General features: G+C 34.6%; 16 protein-coding genes. 9 read left to right on the forward strand and 7 right to left on the reverse strand.

The annotated features are described in order from the left end of the window. The first annotated feature begins 829 nt into the window (after window positions 1-829). The 5 genes from AC6HVZ_RS09180 to AC6HVZ_RS09200 all read left to right on the forward strand — a co-directional run bounded on the left by AC6HVZ_RS09180 (window position 830) and on the right by AC6HVZ_RS09200 (window position 3263). Entirely contained in the window at window positions 830-964 is a 135-nt protein-coding gene (locus AC6HVZ_RS09180) for a hypothetical protein (RefSeq protein WP_497557847.1), read from the forward strand. Then, window positions 961-1158 carry a hypothetical protein gene (locus tag AC6HVZ_RS09185; protein ID WP_497557848.1) on the forward strand — a complete coding sequence of 66 codons (198 nt, stop codon included), beginning with the start codon at window positions 961-963 and terminating at the stop codon, window positions 1156-1158. Before AC6HVZ_RS09180 ends, AC6HVZ_RS09185 begins: the two co-directional genes overlap by 4 nt. Next, window positions 1155-1679 (forward strand): HipA domain-containing protein, encoded by a 525-nt coding sequence (locus AC6HVZ_RS09190; protein WP_497557849.1) that lies wholly within the window; start codon window positions 1155-1157, stop codon window positions 1677-1679. Before AC6HVZ_RS09185 ends, AC6HVZ_RS09190 begins: the two co-directional genes overlap by 4 nt. Continuing rightward, on the forward strand, window positions 1676-2422 hold the full coding sequence (locus tag AC6HVZ_RS09195) for an HIRAN domain-containing protein (protein WP_497557850.1): 747 nt from the start codon (window positions 1676-1678) through the stop codon (window positions 2420-2422). The genes AC6HVZ_RS09190 and AC6HVZ_RS09195 overlap by 4 nt, the downstream gene beginning before the upstream one ends. Before the next feature lie 301 nt (window positions 2423-2723). Next, entirely contained in the window at window positions 2724-3263 is a 540-nt protein-coding gene (locus AC6HVZ_RS09200) for a carboxypeptidase-like regulatory domain-containing protein (protein WP_497557895.1), read from the forward strand. Between the two features lie 41 nt (window positions 3264-3304). Here the strand turns inward: AC6HVZ_RS09200 and AC6HVZ_RS09205 are convergent, their stop codons facing one another. Then, entirely contained in the window at window positions 3305-4210 is a 906-nt protein-coding gene (locus AC6HVZ_RS09205) for an accessory Sec system S-layer assembly protein (RefSeq protein WP_497557851.1), read from the reverse strand. Beyond that, window positions 4211-6583: an accessory Sec system translocase SecA2 gene (secA2, locus tag AC6HVZ_RS09210; protein WP_497557852.1), complete on the reverse strand. Its 2373-nt coding sequence runs from the start codon at window positions 6581-6583 to the stop codon at window positions 4211-4213. It lies immediately after the preceding gene. 154 nt (window positions 6584-6737) lie between these two features. On the opposite strand from secA2, the gene AC6HVZ_RS09215 reads away from it, so the two are divergent. Beyond that, window positions 6738-7817, forward strand: coding sequence for a glycosyltransferase family 4 protein (locus AC6HVZ_RS09215; RefSeq protein WP_497557853.1), 1080 nt, complete (start codon window positions 6738-6740; stop codon window positions 7815-7817). A gap of 936 nt (window positions 7818-8753) precedes the next feature. Here the strand turns inward: AC6HVZ_RS09215 and AC6HVZ_RS09220 are convergent. From AC6HVZ_RS09220 to tagD, 5 genes are all read right to left on the reverse strand, one after another. Further along, window positions 8754-9761: an LCP family protein gene (locus AC6HVZ_RS09220; protein WP_497557854.1), complete on the reverse strand. Its 1008-nt coding sequence runs from the start codon at window positions 9759-9761 to the stop codon at window positions 8754-8756. A 372-nt stretch (window positions 9762-10133) separates the two neighbouring features. Continuing rightward, window positions 10134-11456 carry a teichoic acids export ABC transporter ATP-binding subunit TagH gene (gene tagH, locus AC6HVZ_RS09225; RefSeq protein WP_497557855.1) on the reverse strand — a complete coding sequence of 441 codons (1323 nt, stop codon included), beginning with the start codon at window positions 11454-11456 and terminating at the stop codon, window positions 10134-10136. A 15-nt stretch (window positions 11457-11471) separates the two neighbouring features. Next, window positions 11472-12293, reverse strand: coding sequence for an ABC transporter permease (locus tag AC6HVZ_RS09230; RefSeq protein WP_497557856.1), 822 nt, complete (start codon window positions 12291-12293; stop codon window positions 11472-11474). A 312-nt stretch (window positions 12294-12605) separates the two neighbouring features. Then, window positions 12606-13823 (reverse strand): CDP-glycerol glycerophosphotransferase family protein, encoded by a 1218-nt coding sequence (locus AC6HVZ_RS09235; protein WP_497557857.1) that lies wholly within the window; start codon window positions 13821-13823, stop codon window positions 12606-12608. After that, entirely contained in the window at window positions 13816-14214 is a 399-nt protein-coding gene (gene tagD / locus AC6HVZ_RS09240; protein ID WP_497557858.1) for a glycerol-3-phosphate cytidylyltransferase, read from the reverse strand. The genes AC6HVZ_RS09235 and tagD overlap by 8 nt, the downstream gene beginning before the upstream one ends. 415 nt (window positions 14215-14629) lie before the next feature. On the opposite strand from tagD, the gene AC6HVZ_RS09245 reads away from it, so the two are divergent. The 3 genes from AC6HVZ_RS09245 (at window position 14630) to AC6HVZ_RS09255 (ending at window position 19686) form a co-directional block, all read left to right on the forward strand. Beyond that, window positions 14630-16834, forward strand: coding sequence for a bifunctional glycosyltransferase/CDP-glycerol:glycerophosphate glycerophosphotransferase (locus AC6HVZ_RS09245; protein WP_497557859.1), 2205 nt, complete (start codon window positions 14630-14632; stop codon window positions 16832-16834). Window positions 16835-16939: 105 nt separating this feature from the next. Next, on the forward strand, window positions 16940-18148 hold the full coding sequence (locus tag AC6HVZ_RS09250) for a CDP-glycerol glycerophosphotransferase family protein (protein WP_497557860.1): 1209 nt from the start codon (window positions 16940-16942) through the stop codon (window positions 18146-18148). Between the two features lie 14 nt (window positions 18149-18162). Then, window positions 18163-19686: a glycosyltransferase gene (locus AC6HVZ_RS09255; protein WP_497557861.1), complete on the forward strand. Its 1524-nt coding sequence runs from the start codon at window positions 18163-18165 to the stop codon at window positions 19684-19686. The last annotated feature ends 127 nt before the right edge of the window (window positions 19687-19813 follow it).

Genomic DNA, 19813 nt, shown 5'->3' on the forward strand with positions numbered 1-19813 from the left:
GTTTATTGTATTTTAATCACTATATATTGTCAACGTTTTGTTGACAAGTATACTGCGTATCGTAATTATTCTGAGAACATAAATATAGAAGTCGTTTTTAAAGTAATAAACATCTTTATTTCAATATATGCATTTTGCGTAGGATAGATATTCCTCAGGACGCTTTATTTTAGGAATATTTAGTGGGATAAGTTCTTCCTTTCTTTTTTCTACCATGGGTAAATGGAATATTATCTAACTTATATTTAGCCATAGGTTCTGTGTTTTTATCACGCATTAACGGGCTGTAATACCCCCACCTCCAAGCGTGAGAAATCCCAAATGTGAAGGTGGGGGAGGAAGGGAAACCCCCACTGAATGAAGTTTCACTTTATCCTCTGCACTTGGATTTAAGTGCCAACCTTTACGTAAAAATGGGGTGAGGAAATGAAAAGACGATTTGTGATATTATAAGGTATTCTTATGAAGATCAAGAGCTAATCGACTATTCAAATGATCTACTGGCTCCGGTACAAAAGTTGAAAAATATTTTATTAGTTATTGTTATTCCAAAAGGTGAAAAAGCGGGTCTGTTTTTTCGCCTTTTAAATTTGGTTCAATCACATTTTGCGGGGAAGGTTGGATCAGTTGGTTTATTTGGAACGGGTATAATGTGTATTTAAACAAACAAGCCTATTATTTTCCCCGTACTTTGTGAAAGATCCTTAAATTTAAACGTAAGGTACAAAGCAAAATCATTTAGTTTCATCTGCTCAATATTTTACGTAAGTCGTGACACATTATTGTAATTACCGTATTATAAATATAGTAGAAATAAGAGGAAGATTCCATGGAGATCATTAATGTTTCAGAATGGGAAATAGATTTAGAACGACATGCTTCAGGTACACGAGAAAAGTTTTGGTTTTGTCACCCTAATAATAAAGAAGAGAAATATTTATTTAAAGTACCTAAAATTCCTTGAATGAAAATTGGGCTGAAGTGATATCTAGTTTAATAGGAAAGAAGTTAGGATTTCCTATGATGGATGTCTGCTTTGCTAATTACAATGGACAAATAGGTACGTTAGCCAAAAACTTTGTTGGAAAAAGTGAGGAACTAAATGAAGGTGGAGATTTATTCTTCGCAATCGATGAGAACTTGATCGTTACAATTTGAACAATTACACGATTTCTAATATTATTAAAGTATTAAAGCCATATGAATTAGATAGAGAATTTTTGAAAGTACCCGTTTTTGATGCCTTGATTGGAAATCAAGATCGTCATTGTGATAATTGGGGTATAATAATGAGGAACAATGAATACTGTTTATCACCAATTTATGATAATGGTACATCACTTGGTTTTAATAAAAATGAAGATTATATTAATAATGCATTAAAGGACAAACGGATGTTGCTTGGTTTCTGTAACCGGGGAAAAACATTAATCGGTTTAGGTGATAAACGCAAACCGAAGCATTTGGATGTATTGGATGTATTATTTGAACAATATCCTAGTGAGATAAATCAATTAAAAAAGCAGATATATACATTAAGTGAACATTCGATACAAGAAATATTGAATGAAATTCCTCATGAAATAATGAGTGATATTCATAAAAATTGGGTTTTAAAATTACTGCTCTTTAGGCAATACTGGTTACATAGTTGGTATGAAAGGAGGAAGTTAGTATGAATAAACGACCATTTAAACTTTGGTTAATTTGGCAGAATTCAGAAACAAGACAGAGATATCATGTTGGCACCTTATTACATGACAATGATTCTTATGTATTTAGTTATGAATGTAATGGATATCGACGAAAGCTAAAGGAAGCTATGCAGAATGGATACAATCCGCATTTAGCTTTTCCAGATATTAATAAGACCTATATTTCAAATAAATTATTTGGACCTTTTGCTAGAAGGTTACCAGATACTAAAAGACCAGATTTTCATTCTATCCTTCAAGATTTAGGTTTATCAGCTGATTATTCAGAAATGGATTTACTTCGTGCTACTGGTGGACGTCTGGCAACTGACTCTTATGAGTTTGTTGCACCAATCTTTATTAATAATGATCATTTTGATTTTGATTTTTATGTAGCGGGCTGGAGATACAGTGAAGGAGACCAAATTATCCATAATCTAAAATTTGGTGACCGGGTTGAATTCAAGTTGGAACCTAATAACGAAAAGGATAACAAGGCTGTTATCGTTTTGTCTGACCTACATGGAAGAATGTTAGGATATATACCGGCGTTTTACAGTGATTTTATGTTTGAAGTAATTAAAAACCATTTTACTTACAAGGCAAATATTGCTTTCGTAAACCCAAATGTAGTACCTCAACTCAAGGTTAATATTGAGGTAGAAGGAAAGTTTAATAAAAATATTAATGAGATGGATTCTTATCAAATTGATAAGTTACAACTATAAATAGAAGTTAAACATGAGTAATTTGTTTAACTTCTTTTTTTTATTAGCTAGCTCTGTTGATAATCTGTAACGGTCTGGGTAAGTGCGATTACTAATGCTGATAACTCAGTTACAGTTAGTGGTGAAGCTACTGGAGCGGACGCTGGGTTGATACTAAATTAAATGAGGACGGAACTTATACATATACATCAGATGTCCTTGAGTCTGGTGCATATACAGTTTCAGTCGTAGCATATAAAGGCGAAGAAGCATCTGAAGTTAAAAATACTGATGGAGCTATCGTTTACGCTAACACACTGGTATTGCAGGTTTTGTTACATTAGCTAATGCATCTACTAAAGGAGTAATTGTATCGGTTGATGGTAAGGAAACAATGACTGATGCAAATGAATATTTCTCTTTAGAAAGTGTTTCAACTGGAGAACACACAGTAACCGTTCGTAAAACTGGATATGAAACGCAAACATTCAATGTTGAAGTTTTTGACGGTAAAGCTTCTGCAGTAATTAAAGATCTTTCACTTATTACTCAAGAAAACATTAAAGTGAATACAACAGTGGTTGACAGTGTTACAGTTGCACCAGTACAAGAAGCAGAAGCAACACTTGAAAAGTGGAACCTAACTTCTGGAAAATGGGAAGAAATAACTTTTGCAACTGATGTTAAAACAAATGCTGATGGCCTTCTTGATATTGAAAATACTGCAGTAGAAGGTGAGTTGAATTTTGGTGACAAACTTCGACTTAAACTTTCTAAAGAATATGCAACTAATCTTTCTGATGCATATTTCTCAACTGATTGGATGGAGTTCACATTAAAAACCGATTCCATGAAACGATAACACAAGCGACTACTACCACAATGTGGTAATAGTCTTCGTTACTATTCTATCGGATAAACCTGCCATTTGGTCAAATCTACTTCTTCTTTTTTGATCATCGATGAAGGAAAAATAAATGTCCATGGTTTACTCGTATTTGCTTTAACGGTAAAGTTATCTAATTTGAAACCGCCACGGGCAATTTCTTCGTTGCTTGCATCCTTTATACCTAATGGAATTTGTTGTAGATTGATATTTTTATCTGATCCATTACGGATTAGAATGGTTACAGTTAATTCCCCATCATCCTGCTTTGCTTGGATTCCCATGAAATTTATTTCTCCAGGTTTCAATGTTTTTGCATTAGCCACTATTTTCTCTAGGTTTTTTTTCGTAGCTTCTGCAATTGACTTCTCCCAGGATTCCTCAAGCTCCAATTGATGTTTTCTCTTCATTTCGAATGCTAAAGACCAATTATTTAATGGTGTTTCGACAGTCCCGACAATATCCTTAGCTTCAAAAACAAACTTCCAAGGTCTCGCTCCATTTGCTGGTATCTTTCCTAATTTTGCAAGATCAAATTCCTTTTTGGCTAGGATTTCTTTATCAGAACCTAGTAATAATATGGTTGTATTTTTAAATTGAATGGCTTTTGGAACAGTATTTCTTATTAACCCCGTTACTAAAATACTATTATTTTTTAACTTTGATAATTCCATCCCATAAATCGATACTTGGTTGATCTTAAGCTTGGGACTTTCATTGTTATGAAAAGCAAATACATAGCGCTCTTCATTTGTCATGTTCCAATGATCCGGTATGGACAATGACGTCTCTATTTCTTCTGTGGTGAGTTCATTTGTGCTTGCATCTAAAAACTCATTTGCATTGACAGCTTGCACATCGTTCTGCTTTTTTTTCTTTACGCTTTTTGATAAGCCAAACATACTATCTTCCTTTCTTAACATCTAGTTTTGTATAATTGCTTCATCCTTCTTGATGGTTTGTTTTATTAATCCATTCAGTCGTAAAGCTAGTTCATATTTAATTTCACGATACGTCGTCTCAAACAGCTTGTACCCTTCTTTTTGAAACAGCTCAATCGGATTTTCCTGTTGATATTGCCTAATTCCAATCCCTTCTTTCAGTTGGTTGATTGAATCTAGGTGGCGTTTCCATAATGTATCAATGACGAATAAGCCGATACCTTTTGATGATGCTTGGATTTTTTCATTTTTGTTATATTCCTGCAGCTTTTTAAGATGTTTATCTACAAATGGTTGAATATATGCTGTTATTTCATCCGTTTTTTCAAATTCTTTACTGGCAAAAGACACATTCGGTAGTAAAACTTTATTCAATTCTTCTTCTAATCTTTCTAAATCCCATTCCTCAGGCAACTGTTCACGATCACAAAATGTAGTAATTAAATCACCTGGAAGGGAGTCTGTTTGTTTTATTAGATAATTCAATGCATCATCTTTTTCTAATAGGCTGTCCCTTAGCTTATAAATAACTCCACGCTGGTCATTGATTACATTCTCTAAATTCAAATTATAATCCCGGAATTGATAATGCACACCTTCACTGATTTTTTGTGCGGTATCAACGAATTTGTGGACACTTGGCGATTTTATCAAACCATTATGCTCTGTTTTAAACTTTGGTTTGGCACGTTCCAATTCATCTGCTGCATAGCGGATGAATAAATAATCTTCTAGGGAAATAATAAATTGAGTTGATCCAGGGTCACCCTGTCGTGCGGAACGTCCTTTTAACTGATCATCAATCCGTCTGCTTTCATTACGCTCTGTACCAATCACATGGAGTCCACCCAGTTCGGCTACACCATCACCAAGCATGATATCTGTTCCACGTCCAGCCATGTTAGTTGCAATCGTTATTTGTTTTTTTTGTCCAGCTAAGGCGATTAAGTTTGCTTCTTGTTGTACACTTTTAGCATTCAGAAGCTGGTAGGTTAAGTTTTCTTGATCTAAAGCTTTGGCAACATCCTCCGATTGCAGTATTGAAGTCGTACCAATCAGAATAGGCTGTCCTTTTGTGTGGCGCTCTTTTACTTCCTGTAATAAAAAGCTGTATTTCTGTTCCCTTGTTGTAAAAATTTTATCGGGACGGTCAATTCGCTGGTTCGGTTTGTTCGTTGGAACCTTCGTAACATTCATTCCATAAATGTCATGTAATTCCTTTTCATCTGTCTTTGCTGTACCAGTCATGCCGGACAATGATGGATACATTCGGTAGTAGTTCTGAATCGTTATGGAAGCATGGGTTTTATTTTCTTCGGTATTCACCAGGCCTTCCTTTGATTCAATCGCTTGATGCAGCCCGTCACTTAGACTACGACCTTCCATAATTCGTCCTGTATTCATATCAACAAGCTTTATTTCCCCTTTTTCCACGATATAGTCGACGTCACGTTCATACAGCACTCTTGCACGCAATGCTTGCAAGAGCGCATGGAATAAGGAGCTATGCTCTAAATCGAATAAATTGTCTACTCCAAATACTTTTTCACATTTAGTTAATCCATCTTCTGTAAAATTAACGACTTTTAATTCAATGTCATAGGTGTAATCATCAGCTGGTTGAAGTGTTTTAATGACACTTGCACATACACCATAAAGGCGGTCACTTGGCTTGTCCTTTCCAGCAATGATTAGTGGTGTTTTTGCTTCATCAATTAAAACACTGTCTACTTCATCAATAATAGCGAAATGGTAAGGGCGCTGAACCTTCTGACTGATAGACTGAACGGTATTATCACGTAAATAATCAAACCCGAATTCCGTTCCAACCCCATATGTAATAGCACATTTGTATGCTTCCTGTTTCTCAAAATTACTTAATCCAGGTACATTAAGCCCAACGGAAAGACCCAGGAATTCATGAATTTGACCGATCAGCTCTTTGTCACGGCGTGCAAGGTAATCATTGACAGTAATAATATGGACACCTTTTCCTTCAAGAGCTACGAGATAGCTTGGAAGGGATGCTACAAGTGTTTTTCCTTCGCCTGTCGCCATTTCAGCAATATTGCCATCTAACAGAACGAACCCGCCGATTAACTGCACATCAAAATGGCGTAATCCAAGCACGCGTCTGGATGTCTCCCTGACAGTTGTAAATGCATCAACAGCTATATCATGGATGGTCTCGCCATTATTTAATCGCTCTTTAAATTCAACCGTTTTGTGTTTTAATTGTTCATCAGTAAAAGCTTTATAATGTTTTTCTTTTACATTGATTAGGTCAACTAGTTTTATATATTTTTTCAATTCACGTAGAGTCTTTGATTGTTGTTTCGTTTTTATAACATTCATTTGTTTAAAACTCCTTAGCTGTTGTTGTTCATATCTTTTATTATAACATGAATAACTTAGGGAAGTATAAAGAATTACAGGGAGGACAACCCATTGCTTCTATGCTAAAATAATACAGAATACATGGGAATACTTAGGAAGCAGGTGTGCAACAATGGAACTTACACTACAACTAATCATTGCCTTTATCCTATCCATGCTTACCGCTTTTTTTGTCACACCTTTAATTAAGCGGCTGGCGATTAAATTAGATGTTGTTGATAAACCAGATGATAAAAGAAAGACACATGAAGGGATTAAAGCAAGCTTAGGCGGTTTGGCAATCTTTATTGGTGCTGTTGTCGGGTTACTATATATTTGGCCGGAGCATGAGCAAATGCTGGGTATTATTATTGGTGCTGTGATTATTTTGGCAACCGGATTTCTGGATGATATTTTCGATCTAAATCCTTTGATGAAATTAGCTGGGCAAATTGCTGCTGCTTCGGTTGTTGTCTATTCGGGAATTATGATTAACAGAGTAACATTGCCGATCATCGGGGTATTGGAATTTGGGGATGTATTTAGCTATCTTGTTACAATATTTTGGATTGTAGCTGCATCGAATGCAATCAACTTAATTGATGGACTGGACGGGCTTGCAGCGGGTGTATCTGGTATTGCATTGACGAGTATATTTATTATGGCATTAATCGATGTCCAGATGATTGTCGTCTATTTAACGATTGTGCTAATTGGAAGTATTGTTGGATTTTTATACCATAATTTCTACCCGGCAAAAATCTTCATGGGGGATACAGGTGCGTTATTTCTTGGGTATGCGATTGCGGTTGTATCGATTTTGGGGCTGTTTAAAAATGTCGCCTTATTCAGCTTTATTGTGCCGATCATAGTTATTACTATCCCTATTTTCGACACATTTATGGCGATCGTTCGCCGTACAAAGAATAAACAAGGTATTGGAACCGCAGACAAAGAGCATATTCATTATAAATTAGTGCAGAAGGGATATAGTCACAGGGCAGCTGTATTGATCATCTATGGATTCAGTGCGTTTTTTGGTGCAATGGCGATCATATTTAATAGTGCAACTTTGCAGATTTCCTTTCTTATCATGGTGATCATTGTGATTGGAATACATCTTGTTGCAGAGGTAACAGGGAATGTGTTTAATGGGAAAAAGCCATTTATTGATGCGATGCGCAAATTGGTGGGGATGCGGGAGAAAGAATAGGCATATCTTTAAAGCTATCTTCTGCCATGTCGTTATTTAACTTACTTCCAGGGACGGGAAAGATGTAATAATCTCGTACGAATCTCAAATGAGGATACGCGAACCTTGGTTTTTTAAAATAGGTTGGACTAACTAAAAACTAAGTTCAAAGTACGTGCTTTTATCAAGATAATTGCTGTTCTGTAAATTGAAAGCTAACGTAAATGGAATAAAAATTTCTAATTTTAATGTTATATCTCAACTTTCGCACCAATAAAATAAGCTCAAACAGTTAACGTTGATCAACCCAAAATGTTTCTAATTGTTGGCTTGACAACCTTGATAAACATAAAAGATCGTTGTACACACAAGTATAAAATGTGCAATTACTGCCGCAGTTGATTTCCGCTGCGGGCAGTTGCTTTCCGCGGGCACGGCCTCAGCCTCCTCGGAAGAAAACCACTTCCTGCGGGGTCTTCAGACTCGTGCTTTTCCCGCAGGAGTCAACTGCCCTCCGCTCCAATCAAATGCGGGTACAGTGCAACATCGATTGTTAAGCATTGCATTACAGTGAATACGAGAGAAAAAATTAAAAATCAGCGGAGGAAATACATGGAGACTCCTGTGGGAGCAGAGGCCTGGATGAGACCCCACAGAGCGTTAGCTCGAGGAGGCTCATCAGCCGCCCACGGAAAGCGACATGTATTTCCGCAGCGGCATTATAGCACATTTCTGCCTTCTAACTTGTTACACATCTTATAGCAAATACGAACCGTTAAACCAAAGTCAACTCGAGTAGTGTATTTTCAGCCTTCCTTATTCCTTCAAGACTTATGTGTTCATTTTACGCTGCGAAAGTTGAGTTATATCTATTCACTATTGATCAAGTTTCTTACATTAACCAACTTCCACAATAAACAAAAAAGCCCTCTACCTTAAAAAGTAAAGGGCTTTTGCTTATTCTCTGCTCATCGTACCTAATTCCAAATGCTCCCTCAATACTTGCTTCGTCTCAGCAAGGGAAGCTTCATCCAACTGCCAATAGTAAGTTCCTCCAGGCTGGTAATCATTCCCTTCAAGGGTAAGTGTATTTATATCGAGGTTTGCACCTTTTGTTCCATAGGATATAAAGCTTTTCATTTCATCAAATGTCATGTTTGTTGTCATATTTTCACCGACGGCTTCAATGATATTGTCGTATTTTAAAACAGAGCCTAATGAGATGGACTTTTTAACAACAGCTTTGATAATTTCCTGCTGCCGTTTCCCGCGTTCGATATCATTATCCAGCTTCCTTGTTCTTGCTAGTGCAAGTGCTTCTTCTCCATTTAGCTCCTGCTCGCCTGGAAGCAAGTGAATGGCATCCTTCGTATCATTGGAATCCTGCTCGCGTAATTCATAGGGCACATCGACTGTAATCCCATTTACTGCATCGACCACATCAATAAATGCATCAAAATTGACTTTTACATAATAATCAACAGGAATATCGAGAAGGTTCTCCACCGTTTCCACCGTTGCTTTAGCCCCACCAAATGCATGGGCATGGTTGATTTTCGTTTCATAGCCTACCTCTGGAATATAAACCAGCGAGTCCCGAGGGATACTTAGTAAATTCACACTCTTGTCTTCCACATTCATTGTAGCGAGCATCAGTGTGTCAGAACGGGAAGCCCCTTCGTTATCACGCTTTTCACTTTCATCAACGCCGATAATCAGGACGGACACATGATCTTCAGCTGGGTTAACCGCCTGATCTCTTAATTCTGATTTCTCTCTGCCATCATCTTTATAGGATTCAGAGAAAACGGAGTCTGCTTTAATATATAGATAGGTTGCATAGGATATGACAGATACGAAAGCAATTAAGAAAAATACTAGTAAGAAGTATGCTCGCTTCCTTAATTTGCGTTTTTTCCTTCTGCGTACCATTCGCGTTTGTGTTGTCTTCTGCTTGTTAGACATTGTAATTCCCCTTTTGGCTCATAGGTTTACTTTATAAGCTTTCTCATTACTGTATTCTGAAGTCATGTCTAGTTAGTGCACTGTTTGCATTTCCTGTTAGCGATTTTTCGACATATTATTGTAGGTCATGCTATATTACCTACGTGCTTTCGACATGTTATGATAGACTAATTTTCATTTTACTATGAATCCATACATCCGTAAACTACTATTCGATTACAGTTTTGTAAGGAAATATTTCTGTTGTAATATAAATAGACGTTTGGAGAGGGAAAAGGTTGCATGAATTAAGAAATAATGAGGCAGTAATTCAGGAACTATGGCTTCTGAATTACTGCCTTTTCGGTTAATGGATCCGCAAATGTATTGCATTTATACCTTACTGCTTATCTTTTCCTGTGTTACATGCTTGCTATTAATCCACATCTCTTTATCATTTAGCTTTCCTCTGTACCAAATATTTCTGCCAACTTTTTCTGTTTTAGTAACGAGAAATTTATCATTTTTATATGGCTTTAGGTCACCATAAATAATGTTGTGCTTTCCACCCCAGGGCCGGGAAAAACCGGACCCTTCACCACTAATATAAAAAGCTTTAGCGTCTTCATCAATTTCTATATTTTGATGAATGGATAGGTCAGTGGATTTCATCCAGCCAATGATATCCTTTTCAGCACTAGGACTTTCACTAAGCAAATAAAATGTTTCTTCACGATAGGTGACCTGTCTTTTTATATAGTAAACATTATGCTTATAGGATTCAGAAGACTTACTTGGTTCTTCATCAACAGGAGTGGAATAGATATCAGATGTCCCTTTTTTAATATGTGCTAGAAGACTGGTTAATTGCGCTTCCTGTTCCCCGCTGGCACTTGTTCCTTTTTTATCCGGCTTAATCAAAAAGTCACTGCCGATCCCGCCATTTATTATCGTGTTTTTATATTCTTCACGTTTCTTTTTGGATAGCTTTTCCCAGCTTGCTAGAAATGCTTCATAGTGTGGTAAAACTTCGTCAACGGATCCGAATTCTTTTACCCTGCCAAATTCAAGCCAAAGTATTTTGCTACAGAATTTTTTCATTTGTCCGATGGAGTGACTAACGAAAATCATCGTCTTTCCTTTTTCTTTAAATTCCATCATCTTGTCAAAGCTTTTTCCGGCAAATGCCTTATCCCCAACAGACAGAGCTTCGTCAATAATTAAAATATCAGGATCGACACTTACTGAAATCGCAAAACCCAGCCTTGATTTCATCCCACTGGAATAGGATTTCACTGGTTGATCAATAAAACTTCCAAGCTCGGAAAACTCAATAATGCCAGGCTCTAACTGGTTAATTTCTTCCTTACTAAACCCGAGCATCAATAGTTTTAATTCAATATTATCGCGTCCTGTTAAATCGCCTTTCAGCCCGGAAGCAACTGCAATTAGCGAGGTTTTCCCATTTACGTCAATCTTCCCAGATGTTTCTGGAACGATACCAGCAATGATATTGGATAATGTAGACTTTCCTGACCCATTGATACCAATAAATCCAATGATATCACCTTTTTCTGCTTCGAAGTTTACATTGGTTAAAGCATAGAAGTCTTCCCCGAAGCTTTTAGGTGTAAGTAGATCTAATAAACGCTCCTTGGATCCATGATATAGTCGATACTTTTTTGAAATGTTCCTAGCGATAATCGCTTTTTTCATCATTTTCACATGCCTTTACAAGTAATCAATAAAGTGTTTTCTGAATTTCACGTGAAGCATGGAGCCAAACAGGAATAACCCAATCACGATGCCCCAGAAAATCAATGTATACTCCCAATGCGTGATAAAATGCCACTGTGTTCCAAATAATGCCGCTCGATAGCCTTCAATTAAATAGTATAATGGATTGAGCTTCATCAGATTCATTATTGTTGGAAAACCCGCCAGAAGTGTTATTGGCCACAGGACACCTGATAAATACAGCATCATCCTTAGTGTTGAGTTTAATAGCATGTGTACATCTCTAATAATTGTCGATAATGTTGATGTAATCAGTGCGATGGCATATAACAGACATAAAGCAGCAAAGATATAATAGATAAGCTGCAAATAATAGATGGAAGCAAAGTAACCAATAAATTGTAAGATAATGATCGACAACCCTAACATAAATAAGTGAACATAAAATTGTGAAAATATCACATAGCTAGGGATGATACTCATCGGAAAATTCATTTTCGATAGCATTCGCAGTCTTGAATAAATGGATTTAGACCCTTGGATCGTGGACTGGTAAAAGAAAATCCATAAGAAGAATGCAGCTAGCAGCCAACTGAAAAACTGTATTTCTTCACCTGCTACTATGATTGGGTTTCGCTCCCGGAGTGTTCCAAATACAAACCAGTAAATAAGGATTTGAATTGCTGGATTAATTATCTCCCACGCCATGCCCAAATAATTATTTTTATTTTTACTTTTTAATTCATATAACGAAAGCCGTCGAATTAAATAAAAGTGTTCGATTTGCTCTTTAATAATCGTCATTGCAGATTTCATTTGTGTATCCTTTCAGATCTATATACATCATTTCATGTTAAATTATACAAGTTAAAGATGTAAAAGACAATAATCCTAAGGTTTGTGTTTAAAAGGCTGTATCATACCGTAATGGATAGAAAATGTGGTGTAACACGCACTACAAGAAAAACCTTTTTCCACAGGCGACTGGTGATTCCGACCGGTGATTATTGCAAATACTTATAGCAAACAGATTATGTGGCAGCCTATAGATTTTGCAGCATTAGTCTTTTGGTAGAAAGAGTTAGCGTAGTCCTAACTTGTTGGAAAAAATCTAAGAAAAAAACCGCCTCATTTAGTGTCGCCGATTTGCACTTTTTGAGACAGTTTATTTGCTACAGGAACTTTTTCATTTTCCTCGATGCCAAGCAGTAATTTTGCCAAATTCATGCTGGCATTACCATTGGAGTATTCGTTCCACTTCGCTGCAAACGCATGAATCTGATGTTTGTCAAAAGCATTTTCTTTAATTGCCCGGATCATTGCTTCCGTTGAAAATACAACAGGTCCCGGCATTTGATTCTCATAATCTGGTATTAATCCACTGGTAACCTTGTATTCTTCTATATCATATGCAAAGAAAATCATCGGTTTTTCAAGTAACGCATATTCAAATGGAATCGAAGAATAGTCAGTGATTAACAAATCAACCGCAAGCAATAAGGAATTCGTGTCCTTCACATCAGATACATCAAAAGCAAAGTCCTGATACGCTTCACGTAATGTGTAATCAACAGCTGGATGGGCTTTAACAAACAGCACATAGTCATCGGAAAGCTGTTCATAAAGCTTTTTAATATCCAGTTCAAATTCAACATTTGATAACTGCTGTGCGCGAAATGTTGGAGCATAAAGCATTATTTTCTTCCCATGAATTACAGGATATTGGTTGATTAAATCTTGGTAAATCCGTTGTTTTTCACTTTGGTCAAACAATACATCCGTCCGCGGTGTTCCAGTACGAATGATCCGATCATCTGTTACGCCAAAGCTTTCCTTAAAAATAGTTGCCATTTTTTCGGAACCGACGACACAATAATGAAAGTTATCATAAACCTTTTGAAAACGTTCCCTTGCTTTTTGAGTTCTGTACTTAATCGAAGGGTCAAGCAAACCGAATTGTTTAATCGCACCAGCTGCATGCCAGAGCTGGATACAGTTTGTCCCCTTTTTGAATGTTGTCGCAGCTAAAAAGCCATAGTACGTATCTACTAAAATAGTCGTTGCCGTTGCAAGATGATAAATAGATTGCAAGTAAGCGATTGGACTTCTCATATCAAATGGGATGATCGTACCAATCGATGGATCAAATTCATACCTGCAGGAACGTCCCTTCAAGATGATAATTTCTTCATCAGAAAGCTCTCTTAACGAACGTGCTGTATAAAAAATATTATCCCCAAATGAAGCAACACCAACTGTTTTCTTCTTATGAGGACATAGCTTGAACGTATGAAAGAGGATACGGAAAACAAATAAATAGAGAGTAATTCCCAGTTCTCTAACCATTATTCACTTTGTTTAAGTCTGTTTTAATTTTGGTAGTTGATATCCCAACAGTTCGGGGTAAATAAACAACTTCGCAATAATCCTTTAAGAAGTCGAATTTACCTTTCCAGTCGTCTCCCATGACAAAGATATCAACATCATGTTTTTTTACATCCCCTATTTTTTGTTCCCATGTATGCTCTGAGATAACTTCATCCACATAACGAATCGCTTCAAGGATTGCTTTACGTTGCTCGAACGTATAATAAGCTTCTTTTCCTTTAAGTGCATTAAACTCATCTGCTGATATAGCAACAATCAGATAGTCACCGTATTGTTTAGCACGACGTAATAAATTTATATGTCCAGTATGGAGCAAATCAAATGTTCCATAGGTGATTACTTTTTTCATAGTGTTTCTCCTCCAATATCAAATGAAATGCACATAGGCTTAGGTGTTAGTTCAAAAAAGTTGCAAAATTAGAAGCAAGAAGGTCGAGGCGGTGAAGCCTTGAGCACCCGTAATGTCCATGAAAAGGCACATTAGGAGTGAAAAGGCGAGCCAACGAAGCGATTTTGCTGCGTATAATTCGGTGACTTATTGACCACCTTCTAAGATGTTAATTTCACTTATAATTATAATACCATAACTTTACACAGAGTTAACACTGGATTAACAAATTATTAATAAATTCTCTCGAAATATTACATGAAACGAGATAAAGTTTTTCCTTACAGGACGAAAAAATGTATACTAGTACGTAAATACTATGATTGGTATTGAAAATAATGATTATTAATACAGTGATAATCTGAGGAGTGAAATCATGAGTAAAGTTTCTGTTATTATACCTGTTTATAATACGGAGGAATTTCTAGAACAAAGTATTCAATCTGTTTTAAACCAGATATTTCAAGAATTTGAAATAATTATTATAAATGATAATAGTAATCCTAATTGCACAAAAACTATAAAAAAAATTGAAGAACTAGATAGTAGGATTAAAGTATATCAATTCAATGAAACTAGGGGAGTAGGTGCAGCCAGGAATTTTGGGGTAAAAAATGCATCTGGAGATTTTGTATATTTCTTGGATAGTGATGATTATTTACCTGATGATACGCTTCAATTATTAGTTAATAATATAGACAAGTTTGATATGATTTTTGGGAAAATTAAGAAGACCCATTTAAGTGAAGTGCCTGATGGAGATAAGTATGAAACGAAAGAAGATGCAGTAAAAGAAGATGCCCATGAAGAAGCAGATGAAATTGATGTCTTAGAAATAGAAGATGAGCAAGAAGCGCGCCTATACACGAGTGAAAAGTTCAATTTAATAAAAAACAAGTCAGCACTTAATAAATTATTTAATTTAGAGTATGTAAAAAGAAACAATTTGCGTTTTTCTGAAGATGTTTTACGTTACTCAGATTTAGCATTTATGATTCCCGCATTGGTATACACAGAGAAAATCCCTTATTTAAAAAACTGCTTGTATTATAAAAGAAAAAGGAATGATCCAATATCAAATCCCGGATTAATGCAAGCACCCGCAGAGGACAGAATTAAAGACTTTTTGTCTATGTACATCGATTTAAAGAAAAGATATTCAGACAAGGAAGTGAGTGATTTTCTGGATAAAGAGTTTGTAAGTTACTATAGTAGACCTATTGTAAGGTATTTTAAGAAAAACGAAAATGTAGATAAGGTTTTTAATTTGTTAGTGGAATCTACAAGGAGATTAGACCTTTCTATCTCAAGTAAAACATCTAAAATGATTAGCAAAGAAATTAGATGTATTAAAGAGGACGATATATATAAATTTAAAAAGCTAAATTTGAAACATCACAGAAAGAGAAAAATTAAAAGAGCGTTAAAAGGTAGAACGAAATTCTATATACAATTATATAGGGCAGTATTTCTAAAATTACCAATTAAAGAAGATACAGTAGTTTTTGAAAGCTTTTTAGGGAAGTCCTATTCAGATAGTCCAAAATATATTTATCAGCATATGTTAGAGACCAATAGGAAGTATAAATATGTTTGGATATTTAATGAAAAGAAAAGTATTCCAGGAAATGCTATTCAAATAAAGCGCTTTGGTTTAAGATATTATTACTATTTGGCCAGAGCAAAATATTGGGTAAGTAATTCACGTTTACCTAAAACTCTTAACAAAAGAGAAGGAAATATTTATTTACAAACATGGCATGGAACACCACTAAAGACATTAGTTTTTGATATGAAAGATATTTTTTCAGCAGATCCGAAATACAAGAAGAACTTTTATCAGCAATCAAGAAGATGGGATTATTTAAGCTCTCCGAATGCTTATTCCTCTGAAATTTTTAGAAGAGCTTTTAAACATGAAAATAAGATGCTAGAGTTCGGGTACCCAAGAAATGATATTTTATATCAAAAGAATACAAAAGAAGAAATAAATCAACTGAAAAAGCAAATGTGTATCCCAACAGCCAAAAAGGTTATCTTATATGCACCTACGTGGCGTGATGATGAATTTCTTTCAAGAGGAAAGTATAAATTCACATTAAATTTGGAGTTAGATAAGCTACAAAATGCATTAGGTAACGAATATATAGTATTATTACGCACACATTATTTTATTGCTGATAACCTAGATGTATCAGAATATGAAGGTTTCGTATATGATTTTTCACGTTATGAAGACATAGCAGAGTTATACTTGATAGCAGATATTTTAATTACAGACTATTCTTCTGTGTTCTTTGATTATGCGAATTTAAAAAGACCAATCTTATTTTACACATACGATCTGGAAAAATATCGTGATAAATTAAGGGGATTTTATATTGATATAGAAAAAGAAGTACCGGGGCCATTATTGATGACTACAGAGGAAGTTATTCATGCTATTACGAACATCGATGAGGTAAATAAGAAGTTTGAGAAGAAATATGATGACTTCTATAATCGATTTTGCAAATGGGATGATGGACGTGCATCTGAAAAAACGGTTAATGCGGTATTTGAAGAAGACCCAGGAAAATAATATAAGATAGTTAAACATGGGTTTTTTAAAAATCCATGTTTTCTTTTTCATGAATGTTATATTATAAGGTAGATGATTATTCAGATTTTGAAAAGGAATGATAAATTGAAAAAAAATAAGTTTTTAATAAAAATTAAAAGAAGTAATTATATAAAAGCCACTTTACGATTACTTTTTCTTTGCGCAAGTAAATTACCAACCAACAAAAATACAATTATTTTTGAAAGCTTTTTAGGTAAGCAGTTTAGTGACAATCCGAAAGCAATTTATGAATACATTAATAAGAATTATCCAGAGTATAAAATGTACTGGAGTGTGGATCGGAAACACAAACATAATTTTAAAAATGAAGATCTCAATTGCTTAACGCGATTTAATATAAAATGGATATATTTAATGGCTACGTCAAAATATTGGGTAGTAAATAGTAGGTTACCTTTGTGGATCCCAAAACCGAAAAATACAATATATATCCAGACATGGCATGGTACACCGCTGAAAAAACTAGGAATGGATTTAAATGAAGTGCACATGCCAAATGTGACTACTGCTTCCTATAAAAAGGATTTTCTTAATGAATCTAGTAAGTGGGATTATTTAATATCTCCTAACCAATATTCCACAGATATATTTAAAAGAGCATTTGGCTTTAATAAAACAATTATCGAAAGCGGATATCCTAGAAATGATGTTTTATATACACATAACAACGAACAAGATATTAAGAAATTAAAGAACAAATTGAATATTCCCTGTGATAAAAAAGTCATTCTGTATGCACCTACCTGGCGTGACGACGAATATTATGACACAGGTAAATATAAATTTAATATAAAATTGGACTTGGACAAACTAAAGGAAGAGTTGGAGGATGGGTTTATTGTTTTACTTAGAATGCACTATTTAATTGCAGAAAAGTTAAACTTAACACCATATGAAAACTTCGTATATGATTTTTCTGGATACAATGATATTAATGAACTATACTTGGTATCCGATTTATTGATTACAGATTATTCCTCAGTGTTTTTTGATTATGCGAATCTACGAAGACCAATACTGTTCTTTGTATACGATATAGATAATTACCGAGATAATCTAAGGGGATTTTATTTTAATATAGAAGAACATTCTCCGGGGCCTTTATTAAAGGACGCCGATCAAATAATCTATCATATTAAACTAATTGAAAAAAACGAGTATACACTTCCTTACTCATATAAAAAGTTATATCAAAAATTTTGTTATCTAGAAGATGGATATGCTTCTAAAAGATTAACTGATAATATATTTGGGGAAAGGAATAGCAACTGAGAGGAGCTATAAAGTTGAAAAAAATAACACCTGTAATAATAATTAGATCATTAAAAGAAGTTCGAGGTGGAATTACAAGAGCGACTTTTACGAGAGCTAATGCCCTGGCAGAGCATTATAAAAATGTAAAAATTATTACATTACTTTACCAACAATCTCATAATAAAATTATTAAAGGTCTATATGAAAAAGGGCTATTAGCAAAAAATGTTCAGGTGCTTAACTTTTTTGAAGATATAAAACGAGTTAATAAGCGTGTTAAGAGACCTAATAAGAATGAGAAAAATACAATTAAAGAAAAGGACCATATTGAATTTATTGATCAAAAACAGAAAAGAGAACAATCCTATCGTTATTATAATAATGGTCTGTATATTAAATATAAAAGATTTGATCAAGAAGGTAATTTGAAGTTTATTGATTTTATGGATGAAAGTGGGTATAGAATTAGAAGAGAGGAATTCGATGAAAAAGGATTTTTAGTCAGGACAAGGCATATGGACCTAATAAATAATAAGCCAAGATTAGATAGGTATTTTTCAATTGATAAGAATTGTTTTTTAACCATATGGATTAATCCTGAAACCGGGAAAGAAGAAAATACAATTTTATTTAATAAGGAACCTAAAGAATATAAAACCCTATATAAATGTCAAACAGAATGGTTACAGTCTAAAGTGGATGAAATTAAATATCCGTGTGTTATGACTGAACAAAGAAGCTCAGATAAGATGATGCGGGAAATAAATCATAAAAATATAAAAAAGATATCAATAGTACATGGCAATCATTTAGAAGCCCCCTTTGATGATATTACCAGGATAAAAAAAGGGTATAATAATCTATTTGATCGTGTTGACGAAATAGATAACATAGTTTTTTTAACTAATGAACAAAAAAGGGATGTTGAAAAAGTTTATGGCCCAAACAAAGGTTATTGTGTGATTCCACATCCATGTAAACAAATTGATAATAAAGTAATTAATAAAAGTGATGAAACTTATAATCCTTTGCTTGCAGTGACATTAGCTCGTTTTCATCACGATAAAAGATTAGATGAAGCGATAAGTGCATTTCAATATGTAGTTAAAGAAATACCTGATGCAAAGTATTATATATATGGCTACGGCCCAACAAAAGGAAAATTGCTACAATTGATTAAAGAGCTTAATTTGGAAAACAATGTATTATTAAAGGAATATGCAACCAATCCTGCAGCCGTATACAAAACAGCCTCCTGCTCCATATTAACATCAGCACAGGAAGCGTTCGCAATGGTAATAACTGAAAGTTTGGCTGAAGGAACACCTGTAGTAACATATGATACAAAATATGGTCCAAATGATATAATAAGAGAAGGCATCGATGGATATATTGTACCACAGGGTAATCGAAAAGAACTCGCAGAAAAAATAATAAAAATTATGGAAAGTAAACTATTACAAGGAAAACTTTCTAACAATGCTTATGAGGTTAAAAAGACTTATAGTAAAGAAAAATATATTAACAATTGGTTAAAGATAATCAATTCTAAATAGCAAATTTGGTTTTTTGGTTTTGATATATTTAGAACGCTTATGAAGACCAATGGAGTACCTTTTATTGACGGAGTAATCACTGGATAGTCATTTGATTTTTTAAATAGATGAAATATTGAAAATTATG

It is taken from the genome of Oceanobacillus sp. NCCP-135 (assembly GCF_059698015.1).